The 20892-nt window shown below is 61.6% G+C and carries 23 protein-coding genes, 1 tRNA gene and 2 pseudogenes; 7 read left to right on the top strand and 19 right to left on the bottom strand.

Features of this window, described 5'->3' with window-relative positions; translation table 11 throughout:
- Nucleotides 1-2: 2 nt before the first annotated feature.
- Nucleotides 3-1259 carry a tRNA (N(6)-L-threonylcarbamoyladenosine(37)-C(2))-methylthiotransferase MtaB gene (mtaB, locus tag ABIE58_RS14925; RefSeq protein WP_354545503.1) on the bottom strand — a complete coding sequence of 419 codons (1257 nt, stop codon included), beginning with the start codon at nt 1257-1259 and terminating at the stop codon, nt 3-5.
- Entirely contained in the window at nt 1256-2092 is an 837-nt protein-coding gene (gene dapF / locus ABIE58_RS14920) for a diaminopimelate epimerase (RefSeq protein WP_354545502.1), read from the bottom strand. Before dapF ends, mtaB begins: the two co-directional genes overlap by 4 nt.
- A 105-nt stretch (nt 2093-2197) precedes the next feature.
- Between dapF and ABIE58_RS14915 the strand changes: the two genes are divergently transcribed.
- Nucleotides 2198-2273: transfer RNA gene (locus ABIE58_RS14915), tRNA-Lys, on the top strand.
- A gap of 839 nt (nt 2274-3112) precedes the next feature.
- Here ABIE58_RS14915 and ABIE58_RS14910 read toward each other — a convergent pair.
- Together ABIE58_RS14910 and ABIE58_RS14905 are read right to left on the bottom strand one after the other, a co-directional pair.
- The gene (locus tag ABIE58_RS14910; protein ID WP_354545501.1) at nt 3113-3547 is read right to left on the bottom strand and encodes a hypothetical protein; all 435 of its coding nucleotides are present in this window, start codon (nt 3545-3547) and stop codon (nt 3113-3115) included.
- Nucleotides 3544-4248 (bottom strand): hypothetical protein, encoded by a 705-nt coding sequence (locus ABIE58_RS14905; protein ID WP_354545500.1) that lies wholly within the window; start codon nt 4246-4248, stop codon nt 3544-3546. Before ABIE58_RS14905 ends, ABIE58_RS14910 begins: the two co-directional genes overlap by 4 nt.
- On the opposite strand from ABIE58_RS14905, the gene ABIE58_RS14900 reads away from it, so the two are divergent.
- From ABIE58_RS14900 to ABIE58_RS14890, 3 genes are all read left to right on the top strand, one after another.
- On the top strand, nt 4247-4507 hold the full coding sequence (locus ABIE58_RS14900; RefSeq protein WP_354545499.1) for a helix-turn-helix transcriptional regulator: 261 nt from the start codon (nt 4247-4249) through the stop codon (nt 4505-4507). The genes ABIE58_RS14905 and ABIE58_RS14900 overlap by 2 nt on opposite strands.
- A 1-nt stretch (nt 4508) precedes the next feature.
- The gene (locus ABIE58_RS14895; protein WP_354545498.1) at nt 4509-4913 is read left to right on the top strand and encodes a type II toxin-antitoxin system PemK/MazF family toxin; all 405 of its coding nucleotides are present in this window, start codon (nt 4509-4511) and stop codon (nt 4911-4913) included.
- A 177-nt stretch (nt 4914-5090) separates the two neighbouring features.
- A complete protein-coding gene (locus ABIE58_RS14890) occupies nt 5091-5324 on the top strand; it encodes a hypothetical protein (protein WP_354545497.1) in 234 nt (77 codons plus the stop codon).
- Nucleotides 5325-5363: 39 nt separating this feature from the next.
- Here ABIE58_RS14890 and ABIE58_RS14885 read toward each other — a convergent pair whose 3' ends face one another.
- From ABIE58_RS14885 to ABIE58_RS14815, 15 genes are all read right to left on the bottom strand, one after another.
- Nucleotides 5364-5489, bottom strand: coding sequence for a hypothetical protein (locus ABIE58_RS14885; protein WP_354545496.1), 126 nt, complete (start codon nt 5487-5489; stop codon nt 5364-5366).
- A gap of 103 nt (nt 5490-5592) precedes the next feature.
- Nucleotides 5593-7317 (bottom strand): DUF927 domain-containing protein, encoded by a 1725-nt coding sequence (locus ABIE58_RS14880; protein ID WP_354545495.1) that lies wholly within the window; start codon nt 7315-7317, stop codon nt 5593-5595.
- Nucleotides 7318-7438: 121 nt separating this feature from the next.
- Nucleotides 7439-8350 carry a DUF7146 domain-containing protein gene (locus ABIE58_RS14875; RefSeq protein ID WP_354545494.1) on the bottom strand — a complete coding sequence of 304 codons (912 nt, stop codon included), beginning with the start codon at nt 8348-8350 and terminating at the stop codon, nt 7439-7441.
- On the bottom strand, nt 8343-8603 hold the full coding sequence (locus tag ABIE58_RS14870; protein WP_354545493.1) for a hypothetical protein: 261 nt from the start codon (nt 8601-8603) through the stop codon (nt 8343-8345). The genes ABIE58_RS14875 and ABIE58_RS14870 overlap by 8 nt, the downstream gene beginning before the upstream one ends.
- Nucleotides 8600-8815: a helix-turn-helix transcriptional regulator gene (locus tag ABIE58_RS14865; RefSeq protein WP_354545492.1), complete on the bottom strand. Its 216-nt coding sequence runs from the start codon at nt 8813-8815 to the stop codon at nt 8600-8602. The genes ABIE58_RS14870 and ABIE58_RS14865 overlap by 4 nt, the downstream gene beginning before the upstream one ends.
- Nucleotides 8816-8895: 80 nt before the next feature.
- Nucleotides 8896-9741, bottom strand: coding sequence for a hypothetical protein (locus ABIE58_RS14860; protein ID WP_354545491.1), 846 nt, complete (start codon nt 9739-9741; stop codon nt 8896-8898).
- 453 nt (nt 9742-10194) lie between these two features.
- Nucleotides 10195-11469, bottom strand: a complete 1275-nt coding sequence (locus tag ABIE58_RS14855; RefSeq protein ID WP_354545490.1) for a site-specific integrase — start codon at nt 11467-11469, stop codon at nt 10195-10197.
- A 526-nt stretch (nt 11470-11995) separates the two neighbouring features.
- Entirely contained in the window at nt 11996-12130 is a 135-nt protein-coding gene (locus ABIE58_RS14850; RefSeq protein WP_354545489.1) for a hypothetical protein, read from the bottom strand.
- A gap of 41 nt (nt 12131-12171) precedes the next feature.
- Entirely contained in the window at nt 12172-12870 is a 699-nt protein-coding gene (locus tag ABIE58_RS14845) for a NapC/NirT family cytochrome c (RefSeq protein ID WP_354545488.1), read from the bottom strand.
- Between the two features lie 22 nt (nt 12871-12892).
- Nucleotides 12893-13336 (bottom strand): nitrate reductase cytochrome c-type subunit, encoded by a 444-nt coding sequence (locus ABIE58_RS14840; protein ID WP_354545487.1) that lies wholly within the window; start codon nt 13334-13336, stop codon nt 12893-12895.
- A 20-nt stretch (nt 13337-13356) separates the two neighbouring features.
- Nucleotides 13357-14253, bottom strand: coding sequence for a quinol dehydrogenase ferredoxin subunit NapH (napH, locus tag ABIE58_RS14835; RefSeq protein ID WP_354545486.1), 897 nt, complete (start codon nt 14251-14253; stop codon nt 13357-13359).
- Nucleotides 14250-15074, bottom strand: a complete 825-nt coding sequence (napG, locus tag ABIE58_RS14830; protein ID WP_354545485.1) for a ferredoxin-type protein NapG — start codon at nt 15072-15074, stop codon at nt 14250-14252. Before napG ends, napH begins: the two co-directional genes overlap by 4 nt.
- Nucleotides 15075-15094: 20 nt before the next feature.
- Nucleotides 15095-17587, bottom strand: a complete 2493-nt coding sequence (gene napA, locus ABIE58_RS14825; protein WP_354545484.1) for a nitrate reductase catalytic subunit NapA — start codon at nt 17585-17587, stop codon at nt 15095-15097.
- A 1-nt stretch (nt 17588) separates the two neighbouring features.
- Nucleotides 17589-17861 carry a chaperone NapD gene (locus tag ABIE58_RS14820; protein ID WP_354545483.1) on the bottom strand — a complete coding sequence of 91 codons (273 nt, stop codon included), beginning with the start codon at nt 17859-17861 and terminating at the stop codon, nt 17589-17591.
- Nucleotides 17858-18367: a ferredoxin-type protein NapF gene (locus tag ABIE58_RS14815; protein ID WP_354545482.1), complete on the bottom strand. Its 510-nt coding sequence runs from the start codon at nt 18365-18367 to the stop codon at nt 17858-17860. The genes ABIE58_RS14820 and ABIE58_RS14815 overlap by 4 nt, the downstream gene beginning before the upstream one ends.
- 638 nt (nt 18368-19005) lie before the next feature.
- Here ABIE58_RS14815 and ABIE58_RS14810 point away from each other — a divergent pair.
- The 3 genes and pseudogenes from ABIE58_RS14810 to ABIE58_RS14800 all read left to right on the top strand — a co-directional run.
- Nucleotides 19006-19296: pseudogene (locus tag ABIE58_RS14810) on the top strand (transposase); the annotation flags it as partial.
- 139 nt (nt 19297-19435) lie between these two features.
- Complete coding sequence (locus tag ABIE58_RS14805) at nt 19436-20038, top strand: IS5 family transposase (protein ID WP_354545481.1); 603 nt, start codon at nt 19436-19438, stop codon at nt 20036-20038.
- A gap of 434 nt (nt 20039-20472) precedes the next feature.
- Nucleotides 20473-20892 (top strand): annotated as a pseudogene (locus ABIE58_RS14800) (hypothetical protein); the annotation flags it as partial.

Here is a 20892-nt window from a genome sequence, read left to right as displayed (position 1 = left end):
GCTCAGCGCGCCAGAAGCTGTGCGGCGCTGTGGCCGATCACGGTGGCACTGACGATCTGGCCCTCGGGGCGGTCGCTGTCAAAGCTCACTTCGGTGAATTGCTCGGTTCGGCCCATGCGGGGGTTTTCCATCAACACCTTGTGTTTCCTGCCCTGCTGTTCGGCCAGATGCGTGGCCACCCGCGCCTCACCCGCCGCGCGTAGCCGCGCCGCGCGGGCCTTGATCGCGGTGCCATGCACCTGCGGCATCCTTGCGGCGGGGGTGCCGGGGCGCGGCGAATACGGGAAGACATGCAGCCATGTCAGGTGGCATTCCTCGACCAGCCTCAGCGAGTTTTCAAACGCCGCTTCGGTCTCGGTCGGAAATCCGGCAATGATATCGGCACCAAAGGTCATGTCGGGGCGCAGGCGGCGCGCCTCCTCGGCAAAGCGAATGGCATCATCGCGCAGGTGCCGCCGCTTCATCCGTTTCAGGATCAGGTCATCGCCATGTTGCAGGCTTAGGTGCAGATGCGGCATCAGGCGCGGTTCGGTGGCGATGGCCTGCATCAGGTTTTCATCCACCTCGATCGAATCGATCGACGAGATTCGCAGGCGCGGCAGGTCGGGCACCAGCCGCAGGATGCGCATGACCAGATCGCCAAGTTTGGGCTGCGACGGCAGATCGGCACCCCAGCTTGTCAGATCCACCCCGGTCAGAACCACCTCGTTATAGCCGCTGCCCACCAGCCGCTTGATCTGGTCCACCACCACGCCTGCGGGGACAGAGCGCGAATTGCCGCGACCAAAGGGGATAATGCAAAAGGTGCAGCGATGATCGCAACCGTTTTGCACCTGCACATAGGCGCGGCTGCGGGTGCCAAAGCCGTCAATCAGGTGGCCCGCCGTCTCGGTCACCGACATGATGTCGTTGACCTGCACGCGCTCGGCGTCACCGATGAAATCGGCGGCAAGGCGGCCCCATGTGCCGGGCTGCATCTTCTCGGTATTGCCGATGACGGCATCGACCTCGGGCATGGCGGCGAAGGTCTCGGGCTCGGTCTGCGCGGCGCAGCCGGTGACGATCAGGCGCGCGTGCGGGTTCTCGCGGCGCAACCGGCGGATTTCCTGGCGGGCCTTGCGCACCGCCTCAGAGGTCACGGCGCAGGTGTTGATGACCACGGCGTTATCAAGTCCCGCCTGCCCGGCAAGATCCTTCATCGCCTCGGTCTCATAGGCGTTCAGGCGACAGCCCAGCGTGGCGAAGACAGGGGCATTCATCCGTTGGCCCTCAGGAACGCAGGCGTCAGCACGCCACTGGCGACATGGCATGTCTCGCCGGTCATCCAGACGCCATCCTCGCGCCAATCCACCGCCAGCGTGCCACCATCCAGCGTGATCTGCACCCGCCGCCCGGTCAGCCCCCGCCGCGCGGCGGCCACCGCCACGGCACAGGAGGAGGAGCCAGAGGCCAGCGTCACCCCCACGCCCCGCTCCCACACCCGCATCCGCAGATGATCGGGGGCGATAAGGCTTGCCACCTGCACATTGGTGCGCTCGGGGAAAAGCGGGTGATGCTCGATGCGGGGGCCGATCTCTTCCAGCGCCACCGCCTCCGCATCCGCCACGAAAAAGCTGCAATGCGGGTTGCCCATGCCGGTCGCGGTCGGCCCGCCCTCGATGGGCAACTCAAGCGTGTCCATGGCGCGGGCCAGCGGGATGTCGCGCCAGTCAAGCTGCGGCGCGCCCATGTTGATCGAGGTGAGCCCGCCCCCCGCATCAACCGCCTGCAACACCCCGCGCGCGGTGGTAAGCCGAAGCGCGTCCCTGCCGCTCTCGTCCATCAGGTAGCGCGCGATGCAGCGCGTCGCATTGCCGCAGGCCGCCGATGCCGAACCGTCGGCATTCCAGAAATTGAGATGCGCATCGGCCCCCTCGCCCGCACCGATCACCGCAAGCTGATCGAACCCGACCCCACGATGGCGGTCTGCGATGGCGCGGATCAGGGCAGGCGTAAGGCACGGCGCGCGCGCACGCTCATCAAGCACGACAAAGTCGTTTCCCAGCCCGTGCATCTTCATGAAGGGCAAACCGGTCTCATCGCGCATGTTCATGGCCGCGCATATACGCGCAGTCCGACACGAATTCCAGCATCGTCATCGCGGCCGCGTTTTCGGGGTTGACCCCCCGCGCCCCACTTTCTAGATACCGCCCCTAGTGGGCCGTTAGCTCAGTTGGTAGAGCAACTGACTTTTAATCAGTGGGTCGCAGGTTCGAATCCTGCACGGCTCACCACTGAAATCAATGACTTAGACGATTTGTGCGCACAGCCGCGTTTTGCGTGGCTACCACTGGGCTACCACCGATTGAGATTTCGCACCGTTTAGCGTTCGGGCAGGCGCTGGGCATGTGGCGCTATAGAATCAATCTCCCCCGCGCCCGGTAGGGCGCAGGCGGGGAACCCGTCGCGCAAAATTTCAAACTGTGGCCATACCATGAAAAACAGGGGCGGCGGGTGGCTCGATCCGGACCGAAGGCGAAAAACAAAACCGGGAAACCCTCAAAATGCCTGTTACACTTGTTACTTTGTTACTTACCTACTTAACATATTGATATGCTTTACTTTTTGTTAAGCCCATTGGTTACAAAACTGGTAACAGAAATATTTGGCCTGTTACGCTTAAGTCATTGTTTTAAAAAGAAACGTAAGATTTTAAGGCTTGAGCCTGCCCCGAATGAGCGGCCCAAATTGGCACGATTTCCCCTAACCTCACTGCGAAACAGACCTAAGCCACCCAGCTTAACGCCTCATGTTAAGGCTAGGTGTTAAGCGTCTGACTACCGAACCCCCGGGCGCTTTCCGCACCGCGCGGCGGTCGCGCGGCCTACGGTCCCTACTTTTTTCCGGCAGGGTAAAGGCTTGTGGCCGAGACATTCGCCTTTGCCTTTGCAGGGGGGGGCACCACCCGCCCGCCCTGTCATTCTTTCACGGCAAGGCGGCATCGCTGGGCGTGACGCTGGACGCATATGTAATTCGTGCGCGACTGTATCCCTACCCCTGCCGGGGCGCGGGGAACGAAAAAACCCGGCTGCGCTGGGCAACCGGGTTCACCAATGGCTAGGACAAGCGATTGTCAGAAGTCAGCCACCGACCAGCACCCCTTGCGGATAGCAGGCTGGGGCGCTGTGGCCGTGATTGCCTCAAGGGAAAGAATGAGCCGTTGCAACAGGCGGTGTTCCTTCGTCCCGTAATCCTCGCGTCCCACCGAAATCAAGCCAACTGGGCCCTCCTCCTCCCATAGTGCCAGCGCCTGACACAGCGCCCCATGCGGGGTTGTTGCGTTGGTGGCAATCAATGCGTCCAGATAGGTTTCGCGCTCATTCCACAACGCATCATCGGTTGCCGGGTCGATAGCTTCGATAGGCTGGCGCGTGTAGGCTTCCCATGTGCGCACCGCATCGGCCCAGCACTGGAACAGAGGCACCACCGGGTCAACCTGTGGCGCGGCCAAGGCGGGGGCGGCGGGCAATGCCGCCGCAGTCGATAGAATGAAATCGCGCCGCTTCATGCCGCCACCTCATAGGCACGGGCCAGACCGCCCAGCCGGATTTCCGTGACAGTTGCAAGGTTGATCGAACGGGGTGCGGCCTTGTCCGCATCCCACACCGCCATAAGGTGCGGGTGGCGGGCTTTGCGTGTTTCAACCGCTTGGCGGGCGCTGGGCGCGGCGGCATCGCCTTTCACAGGGTATTTCAGCTTGGAGAGCTGAACGCGCATCACGCGGGTGCTGCCATCCTTCTTGATGAAGGTCACAGCGGCAAAGCGGCCCTTGGCCGATTGGATCAGATCACGCTTTTCCTCAATATCGGCTTGGGTCTGCGCTTCGGCTTCGGCATCCTCACGTGCCTTGGCCGCATGGTAAGCACGGCGCAATTGGCTCAGGCGTTCGATACCCTGAACGCCAAGGCGATCCCTGTTTTCCATGTCCTGCACTTCGGCCCAGAGGCTTGCGGCGGAACGTGCCAGCAGCGCGGCGGCGGCTTTGGCCGCAGCCCATGCGCGGCGCAGGCAGTAGGTGAACACCTCGCGCAATTGGTGCGCGGCATAGCCCATGCGCATCATCTCGCGGGTTCCCTTCCAAGCGGCGGTCATGATTTCTGTGCGGTTCAATGTCATTGGGTTGCCCCTCTGGGTTTCTTTGTGATACCTCAGGTATATAAAGTAACGCATGGGGCGTTGCAATACCTGAGGTATAAAAAAGTATCCCATGGGACTAAAAACTGTTGAGCAACTGAGACAAGCGAGAGCCGCACTAGGCTGGACGCAAGCCAAAGTGGCCGAAACCGCTGGCGTTTCCCTCCCCACTGTCAAGCGACTTGAGAACGGTAGCGGCAATCTGGCAATCCGTTTGGAAACCCTTTCCAGCCTTGAAGCCGCCTTGAAAGCGCAGGGCGTTCAGTTCCTTGAAAGCGGTGACGTGGCCACCGGGCCGGGGGTGGCGCTCAAACCCACAGAAGCGGACACCTGAGTTGCCTATCAAGTATGACGTAAATCAACGCACTGTTTTGCTGTGCGATTACAGCAAGGGCGGTTTCAAGCCGCCTGAAATGGTGAAGCGCCGCCCGGTTATCGCGGTCTCGCCCCGTTTGCGTCACCGCCGGGGCTTGCTGACGGTTGTTCCTCTCAGCACCACGCCGCCCGACCACATCGCACCGCACCATTGCCAGATCGAATTGCCCTACAGCTTGCCGCATTTCCCGGAAACCAAGTGCTGGGTGAAGGCTGACATGCTTGCAACAGTCGGGTTTGAGCGGCTTGACCTGTTCAGGACCGACCGGGACCAAACGGGCAAGCGTAAGTATCTGACACCACGCATTTCCGAGGAGGAATTTGAGAAGGTCCGGGCCTGTCTCAAAGTGGCGCTGGGCATTTAAAGGGGTGTTTAAGGGGGTATTTAACGCCCCTTCAATTGACGTTTAAGGATTTCTGGCCTATATAACCGCTGTCCGCTCGCGCTTTGCGTTGAGCCTCAAAACCACTAACGTGGTAGCCCCGCACAGACGATTACAAGTCCTGCGGGGCTTCGTTTTTCCAGCATCTGGGTTGTCTCCATGACACTTTTCGCCATCGCCTTTTCGCTTGCCATGCTGGCCCTCTGGGGCGCGGCTGTGGCGGGCCTGTGGGTGGCAACCGGGGCGCTGGGCGGGCTGGCTTTCGCGGGCCTCACCGTGGCGCTGGCATGGGCGTTCTGGCCTTCTGGCAAGGGGCGCATGGCACCCAACACCCTGAATGCATTTCAGCGCCCGCTTTCCGAGCCTGAACAGAACGCCAGCCCAAAGCGGTAGCTGCAAAATGCGCCGCCGGTGCATTCCAGTTTCCAGATTTTAGACACGACCACGCTGCAAGCCTTGAAGGGTCAGGGCTTCGGCTTCCTCGCGCGTCAGGCCGCCGCAGTATTCACGGATAGCGGCGCGTTCCTGCATCAGGTCGCGCACCAGCCATTTGGGCAAACGCTCCCCATTGTAAAGCGGCGTGCCATCCTCAGGGGCGCTGGGCGGGGCTGTGGTAGGCGCTGGGGGCGTTTGATCGAACAGTGCGCCCAAAGCCTGCCAATCAGGTTTCCGGGCCATCTGCGCCCTCGTCCAGCCTGTCCCGGTCAATCTGGTAAAGGCGGTGCTTTCCGCCACCGCTGGACACGTGGAACACCTTATTCGGCTTGCCGCCCTGACTGACGATCACCCCCGCCGCCATGAGTTCAGCCACCACCGCGCGAAAATCCAACCCTGCCAAGATTTCCTTGAGCGGTTCAGCCATGAAAAAGAACGTGGATTCGACTTCCTCAACATCCGGGTCGCCTTCGATTTTCACGAATCCGAGGCGGTTGGTAATCACCATGCGGTCAGAGCTTGACCGCGCCCAGCGCTGAAAGCGGCTTGAGCCGTGAAGCTGAAGGGCCTCGGCAATCCGCCGCTTGGCTTCGGCCACCTCACTTGAACCAACCCCGCCGCGTTCGGCAAGCCAATCCGTAAAACACCGCTGTGCTGCGCCCAGCGCCGCCCCGGCGGGCCATCCGGTTACGTCCAGCGCCGTGGCAATTTCACCCGCCGCCGCCACCAGTGCGAACCGATCCGCCACGCGCCGCACCTGCCCGTCAGCACCGGGCGGCAAAGCGGCCTCAGTGAACCGCTTTCGCAGGTCTGCCACCTGTTCCCGGTATTCCGCCAAGTCATCCACCAGCGCCGCCACAAAGGCGCGGCCTGCCGTGCCGTAGTGCGTGTTGGCCAATTTCTTCAGGCGCTGGGCCAAGGTGGCAGGGTCAGCCGCGCCATGGGTTTTTTCAAAAATCCCCATGCCCGCGCCTGCATCGGCCCGCAGGTCAATCACGCGCACTTCCATGCCCGCCGCGATCCGGCCCCCGCCTTCTTTGATTTTGTCCGCCAATGCGATTTCGCCATTCGACAGAAACAGCACCCGCCATTCCAGCACCTTGCGGGCCTGCCCTTCGCGCCCAGCGCGGGCCTTGCCCTTGCCGTTGGCCAGCATATACGCCGCTGCGCCCGCCGATTTGGCATCAACCTGTGACAATTCATCGAGGCAAAGAAGGCTATCGCATGACATTGCGGCAACGCTTTCAAGCGCGTTATCCGTAGCTCGCCACTGGCGCACAAAACCCCGCGTTCCGCCGCCGCCCCAGACCGATCCCGCCACCGTTAGGGCGGTTGATTTCCCCGACGATGAAGCCCCGCGAAAGTGAAAGCCGCCACCTTCATCCCCTGCCAGTGCGAGCAGGGGCGCGGCAAAGGCCGCAGAAATCGAGAGCACAAGCCGGGAATTGCCCAGCGCAGGGGCTGCAACTTCAGCCTTCCAATCGTCCAACGTCCCCGCGACGTGGAAGGCGTGGTCAGGCTTTTCAGCGGTTTGCAACAGCACCTGTTCGCCGCCCTCAGCCGTGCCAATCGGCCCGTCAGGTAGGACATAGGTTTCGCTATGCCAGCCCACCCGACCCACACACCGCGCCCGCGTTTCAGGCTCTGCCGTGATAAGGTATTCCAGCAGCCACGCCTTGGCATCGCGGCGCGGCTCAAGTTCAAAACCCAACCGCAGCAGTTCCGCCCGCAGCGGATCACCGGCACCCGCCAAGAGGGCGGCGGGCATCGCCCAGGTATGCGCCAGCCCGTCACGGTCGATGACGCGCAGAAGCCGCCCCCAATCCTCGCCTTCGTCATTCCGTGTCAGGGCCAGAACGTGCAGTTCTGATCCGAACCGCACCCAGCTTTTCCGCGCTGTGCCGTCATCGCCCTCGCGTTCGATCTGACGATATACGCCATCTCTGTCCACCTTGAACGGAAACCGACGCTTTGCCTGTCCGCGCTGGGCGTTTCCGCTCAACCCAGCGCTAGGCTTTTTCTTCGCCTGTGCGGCCTCAACAGCCCCACTCACCGCTTCGCTAATTTCCTTGTCACCCATGCGCGGTACCCCGCAGAACGTCATTAAAATCCGCGCCCTTGGCTTGGGGTGCGATCACCGACACGGCGCGGCCTTCAGCTTCGAACCGAGCCGCTGCCTCTTCCGCCGCCGCGAGTCCCGCCGGGTCGTGGTCCGCCGCAATGACGATAACTTCTGCCACGGGTGGCGGTGGAAGGATCACCCCTTTGAGGCCCGAGGTGCTCAGTGTAGCCCAAACAGTCAGGCGCGAAGCCACGCCGATGGACAACGCAGTTTCAATGCCCTCTGCCAACGCGATCACCGGGCGATCCGGGCCGAAGCGCACCGCGCCGCCGCTGCATGGCCCCAGCATCATCTTAGCCCCACCGGGCAAAGAAGCTTTGCCGGACCCGTCCGGGCGCAAAAAGGTGCGATGCAGCCCCAACGGTTCACCCTTCGGCCCCCGCAAGCGGGCCACCATCGCCGGAAGATATTCGCCCGTGCCGGAGTGCTTCAGGCGTGGGTGAAACCGCAGCGTCTTGCGCATCTTTTGCCCCTGAACGGCAATGCCTCGCCCCGCCAAGTAGGCTTCGGCAGGTGTCCCGGTTATCGGCACCGCTTGGCTGAAAATATCATCGCAAAACTTCAGCGTTTTAAGGCGCTGAGCGCGGCGTTCTTTGCGTTCGCGTTCGATTTCCGCCGCTGGGCGCTGGGCGGCTTCACCGTGGCCAGACACAAGGCCCCGGCCTTTCAGTTCGTTGAAAATCTCAGGCGCGGCGCAGCTTGACTTATGACAAGTCAGCAGTGTCCGCCCGCCCGAATCCTTCACCGATAGCCCCCGCTGATCCCGCCGCCTCTCACGCTGGCAAATCGGGCATGGGGCAAGGCCATAAGCGCCGCGCCAATCGCCGCCCAGCGCGGCCACAATGGTTTGCGCCTCAGTCATCGCGCGGCCCTCCCAACAGCAGGGCGGCGCTATTCTCATAGCGCTGTATCAGCCCTTCGATTTGTTCGACCGATTGGACAAAGGCGGTCCAACGGTTGAGCGCATCAATGGCAAAGCCCAGTTTTGCGAGGTGGGTTTGGTCATGCCTTGAAAGGTCAAGGCGCTGCCGTGTCATGCCGTGGCTAGCCTGTTCGAAGGTCAGCATATCGTCCGGCGCGGTCAGGATTTTCGGCGGTTTCCGGTTATGGATCATTGGCCCACCTCCTGCGAGGTTGACGCCACGCGACGGGCTTCAATCCAGTCACGAATATCGCCACAGCGATAGCGAACGGCCCGCCCTAATTTTATAAAGGGCGGGCCATTGCCTTTGACTGCCGCGACCTCAAGAAAGCGCTGGGTCAGTCCAAAGTGCGTATGCACCTCAGGCCGCGTTAGCAGCCGATCATCTGTGAATTGTTCTTGCATTGGTGTTGCTCCTGTTTGTTGGTAGCAACACCACCGATAAGAGCGGCGGGCATGTTAAGCCGGGGATTAGAAATCCCCTCCTATTTCCGTCCGAGCCTGTTAAGCGCTGAATACTTTGCCATGTCGCGTTTCGCCAAGTGGCGCTCTATCAAACGCACCGCCTTGTCTCCTGCTACCAGACTACCCTTGTCGCGCTCCCCAACTTCACTGGACTGGATGCACTTAGCACGCTCCCACGGATCGTTCGGCAAGCGGGAAACTACACGAAAAACGGGATATGAGCCATCCAGCCCCAGAGCGTTACGAATAACCGCCCTCCTGTCCGCATCTGGATTGGAATCCATGAAGTCAGCAACAAACCGAACAGCGTCCGCCAGCCCATCTTGCCGGGGCCTTCCTGCTGGACGCCCCCGCGTTGGGGGACCACATAAATCGGCCACCCATTTTGCAAATTCCTGAAACTGTTCGGAGCGCTTTACTTTGCGGCGCAAGCCACCCGGAAACGGGGCAACTGCCCCGCCTTCCCAGCGCCGAAACCATCGCCAGAATATGGCCCCCAAATCCGCGCCTGCGTCTCCGAGGCCATTGGTGGCTATGGGCTTCGAAAGCCCCTCGCCTTTCCGCCAAAATGTGACCAGCTTGGGAAACACCCACAGATCATCCACGAAAAAGACAATCTGCCGGAAAGTAAGTTGCTCAGCCTTGGCTTCGTCCTGATCGGTTACGCCGAGACTACGGATAGCCCGTCCGAACGCTTCAAGTTTCATCTTGCTTTCCGGGTTTCGAGACGCGCAATGCGATTTGATGAAATTGAGATACAGCGCAAAGCAAAGCACCCTAAGGCCATCCAAATCAGCGGCCCTTCCCTGGCTGTCAGCGTAGGAAATCCACCAATCGCCTGAAAGGCTATCCCCCGCCTGCACCATATCACCGCCCTCGCAAGGCCCCGCACATTCGAAACGGGCGGCAAGCGGGGTGCGAAATCCCGCCGTTCAGCCGCCAAGCCTGAGCCGCCCAAGGGTAACATAAGCCCAGCGCTGGGCCGAAATCAACGAAACACAATATCTTGTGTCACCTATCCCGCAAAATCCCGGATTTTTGGGCCGATTTTGGTGGATTTTCGGGGTGTATCGGTAACAGGCGCGAACCGCAACGAATTGCACGGGACGTCACAGATTGGCAGAACAGGCCGGGAAAACGTAACAGAACGAAAAAGCTGTTACCTCACCCCTTCAAAACTGTTACCTGAATTACTATTTTAAATCATAGGCTTACGGAAATAATTAACAAAGCTACAAAGTAACACGAATTTTCGATATACACAAAACAAGCAAAGGGTATAAATTCACCCCTTACCAACACAAGATATAGTGGACAATTTACGGGGATTTCTGGCGCAGCGGCACCACCTCAGCACCGCTTTCCGGCCCAAGCATCGCGTCGGAAATCCGGCCTGCAATCAGGTCAGCCGCCGCCCGTTGCGGATCATCTGACAAGTGCGCGTAGCGCTGCGTGGTGCGGGTTTCCCTGTGGCCCAGAAGCGCCCCGATCATCGGCAGGGAAAGCCCGCCAGCAACCGCGATAGAAGCAAAGGCATGGCGCAGATCATGGGGCCGCACATCATCTAGCCCAGCCGCTTGCCGGATAGCACCCCACGGCCCCTTGATATTCACAAGCGGCACCTCTGGGTCAGAGCCATCCCCGCCACGGATCACATAGCCCTTGCCATCCTCTGGACGATCTGCCGCCGTCAGCACCTCAAGCGCGGGGGCGGGAAGCTGGATAGCTTTCTTGCCTGTCTTGGAATCGGGCAGGTTCGCACGGCCATTGCCAGTGTCGATATGCTCCCACCGAAGCCCAAGGATTTCACCGACACGCGCACCCGTGAAAATCAGAAGGCGGATAGCCCGGATTGCCTGAGGGTTCACCCTTGTGAGGCGTTCCCTGCCATCGGCACCGGCAATGCGCAGCGGTTCCCGCTCAGCCTGTGCCAACACCTCACCCAGCCGCTGAAACTCAGTGCCTGACAAAAAGCGTTCGCGTGACTGCTCCTTGAAGCGTTCAACTTTCTTGCATGGGTTCGAACCGTCCGGGCGCATTCCCCAAACCTCAGCAAGCGCGAAGGCTTTCGACAGGGCAGCAAGCGCCCGATTGGCCTGATAAGGCGTCGTGACGTTCGCGTTGTGGAATCGGGCCACATCACCAACGGTCACATCAGCCACCTTGAGCCGCCCTAACGCTGGGCGAATGACGTTATCCACTAGCAAGGCCGCATTCTTGGCGGTGCTGCCCTTGTTCTTCTTTCCCACGTGGTCAGACAGATACAGGTCAAGCAAATCGCTTACCGTAGGGGCGTTGCGCCATTCCGCTTTCGCGCCAGCGGGATCACCCCCGGCGGCTACATCAGACGCCCAGCGCCGCGCGGTTTCGCGGGCTTGATCGGGGGTCAGTGTTCCATGAGTGCCAATCACTGCCCAGCGCACCCGGCCCGAACGCCCGCCGCCAACGCGATATTTCAGGACGTAGGTTTTCCGACCGGAAGGGGCCACGCGAACGCCAAAGCCGGAAATCTCAGAATCCCATGCCACAAAACGCTTTTCGCTGGGCTTGAGCGCGTCCACCGCCCGCTTTGTCAGTTTCATCTTGTCAATCATGGCCTTCCCCTGTCTTGGCTACCACCGGGCTACCACGCGAACGGAAACGCCATGCAAGCCCATGCAATCAAATAGGCACTTCACTCTTTTAAAACAAGGCTATGTGATACTTCATGCAATTCAGTGAAATTCCAAGAAAACAATAAACCCTGAGACTTTTAATCAGTGGGTCGCAGGTTCGAATCCTGCACGGCTCACCACTGTTCTTGATAAGAGACCGAGTTGAGGAAGGCCGCCTCGCAGGGCGGCCATCGTCTTGCCTGGCCTTGCACGGAGACATCGCGTTAGTCGCCGCGCGGCGGCGACCATGCTCAAAAACGGGTCGACAACATGAAGGCCCGTTGATCGCGAGGCCCCGATATGCGGGACGCAACGCGCCCAGCCGTCGCTCAGACCGTTGCGCCCTTGTGGCGGATGGCACAGCCCATGAGACCGGCGAGAATGCCTATCACGATCCCGATCGCGTAATCGCTCACCGGCACCGCGACATGGGTCGCGTGCGACATGCCCAGCAACACCGGCGCAATCAGCCCGACGGCCCGCCCATCACGGCGGCGAGGATCCAGTTCCGGGTCATCAGGCCAAGCGACACGCCAAGGATGCCGGGCAGGCCAAGCACATTGGCGCCGATGGTTCCAATGAGGTCAAGCATACTGAACATCTCCGTCTCTCCGTAAAATCAGGTGCGGCATTCAGGCGCGATCACTCTGTATTGGCCCCGAGGTAGGTCTTGATCTGCGCCATATCGAGCGATGTGTCGCGCCCGGTCTGCGCCAGCGTTTCGACAACATGGTTGTATTCCTCGAGGTAGCCGGGGGCGAGATCATGCGCGATGCCCTGGTGGCAGTCGATGCAGGTCATGTTTTGATCAATGGCCTTCTGATGATTATCCGCCGCGCGGGTTTCCTGAATGGTGAAATCCATGTATTGAAACGCATGACAGTTGCGGCATTCGCGGCTGTCGCTGGCCTTCATCTTCTTCCAGACCGCAGAGGCCATCTCGAGGCGGCGCGCCTCGTATTTTTCCGGGGTCGAGATGGTACCCATGACCTCGTGATAGACATCCTTCACGGCCATGATCTTGGCCTTCATCTTGTATTGCCATTCATGGGGCACATGACAATCCGAGCAGATCGCCCGCACGCCGGAGTGATTGCTGTAATGCACCGTCTCGCGGTATTCGCCGAGATTGGTTTCCATCGTGTGACACGAGACGCAGAATTCCTCTGTATTGGTCAGTTCCAGCGACCAGTTGAAGCCGCCCCAGAACAGGATCCCGGCCAAAAAGCCCGAGATCAGCAGGAAGCCCATGCTCAGCACCCCGGTGGGGCTCCAGAAGGCGGTCCAGACACGGCGCAGCAGGCCGGGACGACGGGACGGATCTTGGTTTGGATCAGGCATCATGAAGTCTCCTTGTCCCACGTCATTTCAGGCTGTTGGACGGCGCGAAGGTATTGCCGACCAGTTCCGGGGCGTTAACCTGCGGCACATGGCACTGGTTGCAGAACCAGCGGGTGCCGGCGACCGTGTCCATCTGGGTGCCGTCGCGATCCAGATAATGGGTCATCGACAGGGTCGGTGCCCCGCGCTCGCCCGCCTTGGTCCAGTCGTGGCAGGCGAGGCACTGGTTGGTGCGCAGGTCGATCTGGTATTGATCCGTCGAATGCGGGATGATCGGGGGCTGCTGGCGATAGTTGCGCAGCTTGCGGCCCTCCATCGGGCGGTGGATATCGTCGGTGGGCAAGGTCACGTCGATATCGGCACCGCGCAGGGACTGCACCCCCGCCGCGTTCTGCGCGATGACGAACCCGCCGATAAACAGGGTTGTCGCGAGGGCGGAGAGACCCGCAATGACCGGAAGTTTCATCTGTTTTCTCCGTGTTTGGGTCAGGCGGCCTTGTCGGTCACCTGTTCATGGTCGTTGACGCGGTTGTCGAAACGGTTGGTGAAGGCGAAGACATCAACTGAGCAGACATCGATGCAGCGCCCGCAATTGGTGCAGTCGGGGGACAGGATCAGCGGCGTTTCGCCCGGTTTGCCGCGCAGCGCGGGCGCGATCACCTGATTTTCAGGGCAGACGGCAAAGCAGTCCATGCAGTCGTCGCAGGCGGCGCGGTTCACGGCGCTGACCCGCAGCAGGCTTTTGGCGCCGATGAGGCCGTAAAAGGCCCCGACCGGGCAGACATGCCCGCACCAGCCGCGCCGCGCCACGACAAGGTCAAAGACAAAGACCGCGATCACCAGCGCCCAGGCAAACCCCATGCCGAAGACCAGCCCGCGATGCAGCATGGTGATCGGGTTGATCACCTCCCAGGCGATGGTGCCGGTCAGGGCAGACACCGCAAGCACGGTGCCAAGCAGCCACAGCCGGGCGGATTTCTTCGGCTGCCAGCCCTTTTGCAGGCCAAGCCGATTATGCAACCAATGCGCCGCATCGGTGACCGGGTTGATCGGGCACACCCAGGAACAATAGACCCGCCCGCCAATCAGCGCATAGACCGCCAGCACGATCAGCGCGCCGATGAGCGCGGTCAGTTCCGGCCAATGGCCCGCGACGATGCCTTGCAGCAGGATGAGCGGATCGGTCAGCGGCAACACATCAAGGGTGCGCGATCCCGAGAGCGACCCCGCCACCCACCAGATCCCGAACCACGGCCCGATCAGGAACAGCAACAGGAAAAACCCTTGCGAAACGCGGCGCAGGATCAGGTAGCGATGCGCCCCCAGCCAGCCCTTCATGGCAATAGCCTCTTGTCCGGTGGGGTATCTGGTCTTGACGCTCATTGCCCGGCCCCCGGCAGTTTGAAGGCAGGCTCGAACGGCTCGTATCCGCCCGGCGCAGTCAGATTGTCGGTGCCCGGCCCCGGCAGGCGGTCGGGCAGGTCGATGATGCCTTCGACCACGGGCGCACCGCGCGCGTCCTGCTCCTCCCAGCCCCTGCGGTAATGCTCGGCAGAGGCACCGCGCGCCAGCCGGGTGGGCAGAACCTTGATCGCTGCCTCGGGCAGCACGCAGCTTTGCTCGCACTTGCCGCAGCCGGTGCATTTGTCGGCGTGAACCGTGGGGGCAAAGATGGCGTGATGGCCCGAGCGGGCGTTGTGCGACAGCTCCAGCGTGATGGCCTCGTCGATCACCGGGCAGACACGATAGCACACGTCGCAGCGCAGCCCGAGGAAATTCAGACAGTTTTCCTGATCGACCAGCACGGCGGTGCCCATGCGGGCGTCGTCGATATCGCGCAGCGCCGGATCGAGCGCGCCTGTCGGGCAGGCGGCGACGCAGGGAATATCGTCGCACATCTCGCAAGGAACCTTGCGGGCAGTGAAAAACGGCGTGCCCATGGCCGCGCCATCCATGCCCAATTCCGCCAGCACCAGCGTGTCATAGGGGCAATCGCGCACGCAGAGCCCGCAGCGGATGCAGGCCCCGAGGAAGTCCTCCTCGGCCAGGGCACCGGGCGGGCGCAGCGCCTCGGCTGGCAGCGCCCGAGCATCAAGGGCCAGATAGGCCAGCGCGCTGCCCGCCACCGCGCAGCCACCCGCCATCCGCGCGGTGTCCAGCAGGAACCGGCGGCGGTGCGGTGACAGGGGCGCGGCGGCGGGCATCTCTTCACTCTCTCAAAGGCTCAGGCGCGCTCGACCTTGCAGGCGCATTTCTTGAAATCGGTCTCTTTCGACAGCGGGCAGGTGGCATCAAGCGTCAGCTTGTTGATGAGCTGCCCCTCGTCGAACCACGGCACGAATACCAGACCCTTGGGCGGCTTGTTGCGGCCACGGGTCTCGACCCGGCTCAGCATTTCGCCCCGGCGGGTGGAGATCATGATCTCCTGCCCGCGCCGCAGCCCGCGCGCCTGTGCATCCTCGGGATGCATGAACACCATCGCCGACGGAAAGGCGCGGTGCAGTTCCGGCACCCGCCGCGTCATCGAGCCGGAATGCCAGTGTTCCAGCACGCGCCCGGTGCAGAGCCAGAGATCGAATTCATCATCGGGGGCCTCGGCGGCCGCCTCAAAAGGCGCAAAGATGATGTTGGCGCGGCCATCCGGCTTGCCGTAGAACTGCACGCCCTTGCCGGCCTCGACATAGGGGTCATAGCCCTCGCGGAAGCGGTAAAGCGTCTCCTTGCCGTCCACCACCGGCCAGCGCAGCCCGCGCGCCTGATGATAGACATCGAACTCCGCCAGATCGTGGCCGTGGCCACGGCCAAAATCGGCATATTCCTCGAACAGGCCCTTCTGGACGTAATAGCCGAAATGCTGGCTTTCCTGATTCTCAAAGCCCTCGGCGGTCTCTGACAGGGGGTATTTGTTCACCTTGCCGTTCTCGAACAGCACCTCATAGACGGTCTTGCCGCGCAATTCCGGTTTCTGGGCCAGCAATTCCTCGCCCCAGGCCTCTTCGACGGTGAAGCGCTTGGCGAATTCCATCACCTGCCACAGATCAGAGCGCGCGTCGCCGGGGGCATCGACCTGCTGACGCCAGAACTGGGTGCGCCGTTCGGCATTGCCATAGGCCCCTTCCTTTTCGACCCACATCGCGGTCGGCAGGATCAGGTCGGCGGCCATCGCGGTCACGGTCGGATAGGGATCGGATACGGTGATGAAATTCTCGGGGTTGCGGTAGCCTGGCAGACCCTCCTCGGTCATGTTGGCGGCGGCCTGCATGTTGTTGTTGCATTGCACCCAATAGGCATTGAGCACGCCATCCTTCAGCATCCGGTTCTGCAACACGGCGTGAAAGCCCGGCTTGGGCGGGATCGTGCCCGCCGGAATGTTCCACGCGGTTTCGCAAATCTCGCGGTGCTTGTCGTTCATCACCACCATATCGGCGGGCAGGCGGTGGGCGAATGTGCCAACCTCGCGCGCGGTGCCGCAGGCCGAGGGCTGCCCGGTCAGCGAGAAGGGCGAATTGCCCGGCTCCGATATCTTGCCCACCAGAAGGTGGACGTTATACATCAGCCCGTTGACCCAAGAGCCGCGCGTGTGCTGGTTGAACCCCATGGTCCAGAGGCTCATCACCTTGCGGTCGGGATCGGCATATTGCTGCGCGAGCCGTTCAAGCTGATGCACCGGCACGCCCGACAGCTCCGACGCGCGTTCAACCGTGTATTCGGCGACAGAGGCGGCGTACTCCTCGAATGTCATGTCCGACATGGCCCCGACATTGGGATTGGCGGCGGCCTCTTGCAGCGGATGTTCGGGGCGCAGCCCATAGCCGATATCGGTGGTGGCGCGCTTGAAATTCACGTGCTTGTCGACGAAATCCCAGTTCACCGCATCGTTCTGGATGATGTAATTGGCGATATAGTTGAGGATCGCCAGATCGGATTGCGGGTGAAAGATCATGCCGTTATCCGCGAGCTCGAACGAGCGGTGCTCGAAGGTCGAGAGCACATGCACCTCTGCCCTCGGCTTGGTCAGGCGCGTGTCGGTCAGGCGCGACCACAGGATCGGGTGCATTTCCGCCATGTTCGACCCCCAGAGCACGAAGGTATCGGCGTGCTCCAGATCGTCATAACAGCCCATAGGCTCGTCGATGCCAAAGGCGCGCATGAACCCCACCACCGCCGAGGCCATGCAATGGCGCGCGTTGGGGTCGATGTTGTTCGAGCGCAGCCCCGCCTTCATGAACTTGGCGGCGGCGTAGCCCTCCCACACCGTCCACTGGCCCGAGCCGAACATGCCCACGGAGGTCGGGCCTTTCTTGGCCAGCGCCTCTTTCCACTTCTGCGCCATGACATCAAAGGCCTCGTCCCACGAGACCGGCTCGAATTCGCCGTTCTTGTCGTAGACGCCATTGGTCTTGCGCAAGAGCGGGGTGGTCAGCCGGTCCGCGCCATACATGATCTTGGACAGGAAATAGCCCTTGATGCAGTTCAGCCCCCGGTTCACCGGCGCGTCCGGGTCGCCCTGCGTGGCGACGACGCGCCCCTCCTTGACCCCGACCAAAACCGAGCAGCCGGTGCCGCAGAACCGGCAAGGGGCCTTGTCCCATCGCAGATCGGCCCCTGCCCCCTGCGCCAGCGACGGCTCGACGGCAAGAGGAATGCCCACGGTTGCGGCGGTGCTGGCGGCGGCCGTGGCTTTGAGGAATGTCCGGCGGGATTCCGAGATGGTCATGTCAATTCTCCGGCTGGGTGGCGGCGAGCAGGGCCCGCGGCGAGAGGTCTTCGAAATGGTGATAGTTGATCGTCAGGGAGAGCACGCCCGGCACCTGGTGCAGGGCCATGATGGCGTCTGAGGCAAACCTTTCGTCGGTGTCCTCGACCACCACGACAAGCCGCCCGTCCTCGGTCTGGGCATGGATTTCGACCCCGTCCATCGCCTCGATTTGCGGGCGGGCTGCGGCTATCGCCTCGGGGGCGACATGAACAAGGCATCCGCAGATATTCATGCCGAAACCTCCATACTGACGGGTAAGGCGCGCTCGAAGGCGACCGCTTTGGCGGGGCAGGCAGAGGCGCATTCGCCACAGCCGGTGCAGAGATCCATATCGAGGACGGGCACGGCGCGCCCACCTGTCTGGAGGCGAAACCGGATGGCGCGCGGCTCGCAGGCATCTTCGCAGGCCCGGCAGGAAATGCCCTGGCGCGACAGGCACGACGGCAGGATCACCGCCCGCCAGGGCCAGGTATCTCGCGCCTCGACCACCAGCGCGCCGGTCGGGCAGGCGCGGGCACAGTCTCCGCAAAAGGTGCAGGCCCCCCGGCTGAAATCCAGCACCGGCCCACCCCCCTCGGCATGGCGGATGATCCGCTGCGGACAGGCCCGCGCGCAAGCCCCACAATCATCGCAAAGACGGTCGAACCCTGTCTGCGCGCCCGGCGGGCGCATGACCGGGCAGCGATCCTCCCCAAGGGTGCCGCGCAGGATGTCCCGTCTGCTGTGTCTGGGTGCCAAAGCGCGTCCTGACTGCATAACAACCACCGAGGTGCATTCTGCCGCTACCTTGCCGCGACGAGATCGCCTCCGGCGCCAAGGCACCGCTTAAAGGTAACTTCTTAACTCCGATAATAATCCGCGATCCGCACGATAGATTTGATCTAAGTCATGTCCGCTGAAAGAAATCCGAGTCGGCCATATCAAGGCGACGGTCGGGCTATGGTTATGATGCGGAAATCAGGCGAAAGTGCCTTGTCGTGAGCGCCTCGCGACCGCGGGATGCCACGGGAGCCCGGTATCCCCTGCGGACAAGACGCGGAACCGGACCGGCTTGAATGTAACGCGCGCGCGTCTTGGTCGGGACGCGTCGCGCATCGGCAGGCAGGGCGAGATCGCGCTTGACGTGCCATGCCGCGCAGCCTCGGCGCACGCATGACGTTATTATACACCCTCGGAAGGAATAGGCGAGCAGCGCACCGATTGTGTGCGTCTCGTCGCCCCCCCTCATCGCCATAACGATAGGCCAGCGCGGCGCTCAGGCCCTAGAGGTGGTCCTGCTTTTTCGACCAGAATGCAGCCCGGTCAAGGTGGATCAGGATTTCACTGAACCGCCTCGAGATTGTCGGAGACCATCAACTTAAGCAAGGATGATGGTTATGACAAAAAGCAAAATGGCAAATCGCACCTCGCCCGAGGTCCGCGCACGGGCGGTCCGAACGGTGTTCGAGCATCAGGGCTCATACGAGACGCAGGCGGGCGCGATTGCGGCCATTGCACCCAAGATCGGCTGTATTCCCCAGACCCTGCGCGAATGGGTCAAACAGGCCGAGAGGGACAGCGGCATGCGCGACGGCATCACAAGCGAGGAACGTGATCGCATCACGTTTCTGGAACGGGAAAACCGGGAGCTTCGCCAGGCGAATGAGATCCTGCGCAAGGCAAGCGCGTCTCACCTGTCCCTCGGACCAGTGGCGTGACAGGTTCGACTTTGCGCAGGCGGAACTCGACCGCCCACTAGGGTCCGTGGACAATAAGGATTCCCATCGAGTGTGATTTCTGATTCAAGCTTCCAAAAGGGAGGTTTGAATGAACGAGCAGCGCTTTGTGGTGACGGATCGAGTATGGCAACGGCTTGAGCCGCATTTGCCGGGAAAGGCCAGCGATGCGGGGGCCACGGCAAAGGATAATCGCCTGTTCCTGGAAGCCGTTTTCTGGCGGGTTCGGACCGGCTCACCCTGGCGCGATTTACCACCCGCTTTCGGGAACTGGAACAGCCAGTTCCGTCGCTTTCGTCGCTGGGCCAAGGCGGGTATATTCGAGCGGCATTTTCAATGCCATGAGCGGAGACCCCGATCTCGAATACGCGCTCATCGACGGCACCATCGTTCAGGTTCACCAGAAGGCATCGGGCGCAAAAGGGGGACTCAGGCTCAAGCCATCGCGCGTTCGCGCGGCGGCCTGACGACCAAGATCGTCGCGTTGGTGGACGCGCTCGGCAATCTGGTCCGCTTCCTGCTGCTGCACGGCCAGGCACATGACATGAAGGGCGTTGCCCCGCTCATCAGGGATGTGTCGTTCGGCGCGTTGCTGGCGGACAAGGCCTTCGATGCGAACTGGCTGCTTGAAGAGCTCGACGAACGCGGCGCGACCGCGTTCGTCGGGGATTTGATCCCCCGGATCAAATCCTGACCCTCCAAACTCCCGCCAAAGTCCAACCGGACGCATCGGCGCGACTATGCTGCCGACGCTTACAAATGGCGCCATCTGGTAGAAAATTACTTCGCAAAAATAAAGGAATTCACGGGTATAGCTACGCTCTACGACAAGACTGATTGCAGCTACGCCGCCAATTGGAACCTCGCCGCAGCCCTCATCGCATCACGGTGATTGTCCACAGGCCCTAAAGGGCACCTCGATTTTTGACTTTTCCCGCTCGTGCTGAGTGGGTTTGACGGTTTGAGGCGGGGATGATGCCATCAGAGGGGGAGCGCGCGCTGCAGGGCATCCGGTTCTGGGCCTTTAGCGCGTTATGTTTCATGCCTCACGGCGGCGTGATTTATGCGTGTCAACGCCGAGTTAAAGCATCCCGCCGAAAACCTGAATCGGTGAGATTCCCTTGAGTGATGATCTGTGATTCATCCTGTTTGGGAGGATGGATTATGTCAGCACCTTTGCCGGATGCGCTTCGGGCGCGGTTTCAGAAGTTGATCGAGGAAGGATTTAGCGGGCGCGCGGCGGCGTTGCGGCTGAAGGTATCGCCTGCGACCGGGGCACGTTGGGGTCTTGCGGTCCGCCGCACCGGTCAAGCCCGCGCCGCTCCCCAAGGTCGCCCCAGAGGCAAGGGTAAGCTCGATCCGCATCGCGACTTCTTCGCGGAAGGTATCGCGCAGGATGGGGACATCACAATGCCTGAACTGGCATCTGCCTCACATGACGCGACCGGCGAGGTGAACCAGACCGGGTTTACCGGAGAGCAAAAAGCTCGGAAGGTAAGCTATGACCAAGGGAAACCCAGGGACCCGTTTTTCGACCGAGTTACGTGC

The sequence above is a fragment of the Roseovarius sp. MBR-78 genome, from assembly GCF_040547535.1.
In the GTDB taxonomy this organism is placed as follows: domain Bacteria; phylum Pseudomonadota; class Alphaproteobacteria; order Rhodobacterales; family Rhodobacteraceae; genus Roseovarius.
This window is presented reverse-complemented; position numbering and strand designations above follow the sequence as displayed.

Excerpts from the sequence above, each read along its gene's own strand:
- napH (WP_354545486.1), bottom strand. The coding sequence starts at position 14,253 with ATGAGCGTCAAGACCAGATACCCCACCGGACAAGAGGCTATTGCCATG.
- ABIE58_RS14865 (WP_354545492.1), bottom strand. The coding sequence starts at position 8,815 with ATGCAAGAACAATTCACAGATGATCGGCTGCTAACGCGGCCTGAGGTG.
- ABIE58_RS14875 (WP_354545494.1), bottom strand. The coding sequence starts at position 8,350 with ATGACTGAGGCGCAAACCATTGTGGCCGCGCTGGGCGGCGATTGGCGC.
- ABIE58_RS14855 (WP_354545490.1), bottom strand. The coding sequence starts at position 11,469 with ATGATTGACAAGATGAAACTGACAAAGCGGGCGGTGGACGCGCTCAAG.
- ABIE58_RS14890 (WP_354545497.1), top strand. The coding sequence starts at position 5,091 with ATGACACTTTTCGCCATCGCCTTTTCGCTTGCCATGCTGGCCCTCTGG.
- ABIE58_RS14845 (WP_354545488.1), bottom strand. The coding sequence starts at position 12,870 with ATGCCTGATCCAAACCAAGATCCGTCCCGTCGTCCCGGCCTGCTGCGC.
- ABIE58_RS14820 (WP_354545483.1), bottom strand. The coding sequence starts at position 17,861 with ATGAATATCTGCGGATGCCTTGTTCATGTCGCCCCCGAGGCGATAGCC.
- ABIE58_RS14870 (WP_354545493.1), bottom strand. The coding sequence starts at position 8,603 with ATGATCCATAACCGGAAACCGCCGAAAATCCTGACCGCGCCGGACGAT.
- napG (WP_354545485.1), bottom strand. The coding sequence starts at position 15,074 with ATGCCCGCCGCCGCGCCCCTGTCACCGCACCGCCGCCGGTTCCTGCTG.
- napA (WP_354545484.1), bottom strand. The coding sequence starts at position 17,587 with ATGACCATCTCGGAATCCCGCCGGACATTCCTCAAAGCCACGGCCGCC.
- mtaB (WP_354545503.1), bottom strand. The coding sequence starts at position 1,259 with ATGAATGCCCCTGTCTTCGCCACGCTGGGCTGTCGCCTGAACGCCTAT.
- ABIE58_RS14805 (WP_354545481.1), top strand. The coding sequence starts at position 19,436 with ATGAACGAGCAGCGCTTTGTGGTGACGGATCGAGTATGGCAACGGCTT.
- dapF (WP_354545502.1), bottom strand. The coding sequence starts at position 2,092 with ATGAACATGCGCGATGAGACCGGTTTGCCCTTCATGAAGATGCACGGG.
- ABIE58_RS14900 (WP_354545499.1), top strand. The coding sequence starts at position 4,247 with ATGGGACTAAAAACTGTTGAGCAACTGAGACAAGCGAGAGCCGCACTA.
- ABIE58_RS14860 (WP_354545491.1), bottom strand. The coding sequence starts at position 9,741 with ATGGTGCAGGCGGGGGATAGCCTTTCAGGCGATTGGTGGATTTCCTAC.
- ABIE58_RS14910 (WP_354545501.1), bottom strand. The coding sequence starts at position 3,547 with ATGAAGCGGCGCGATTTCATTCTATCGACTGCGGCGGCATTGCCCGCC.
- ABIE58_RS14840 (WP_354545487.1), bottom strand. The coding sequence starts at position 13,336 with ATGAAACTTCCGGTCATTGCGGGTCTCTCCGCCCTCGCGACAACCCTG.
- ABIE58_RS14850 (WP_354545489.1), bottom strand. The coding sequence starts at position 12,130 with ATGTTCAGTATGCTTGACCTCATTGGAACCATCGGCGCCAATGTGCTT.
- ABIE58_RS14905 (WP_354545500.1), bottom strand. The coding sequence starts at position 4,248 with ATGGGATACTTTTTTATACCTCAGGTATTGCAACGCCCCATGCGTTAC.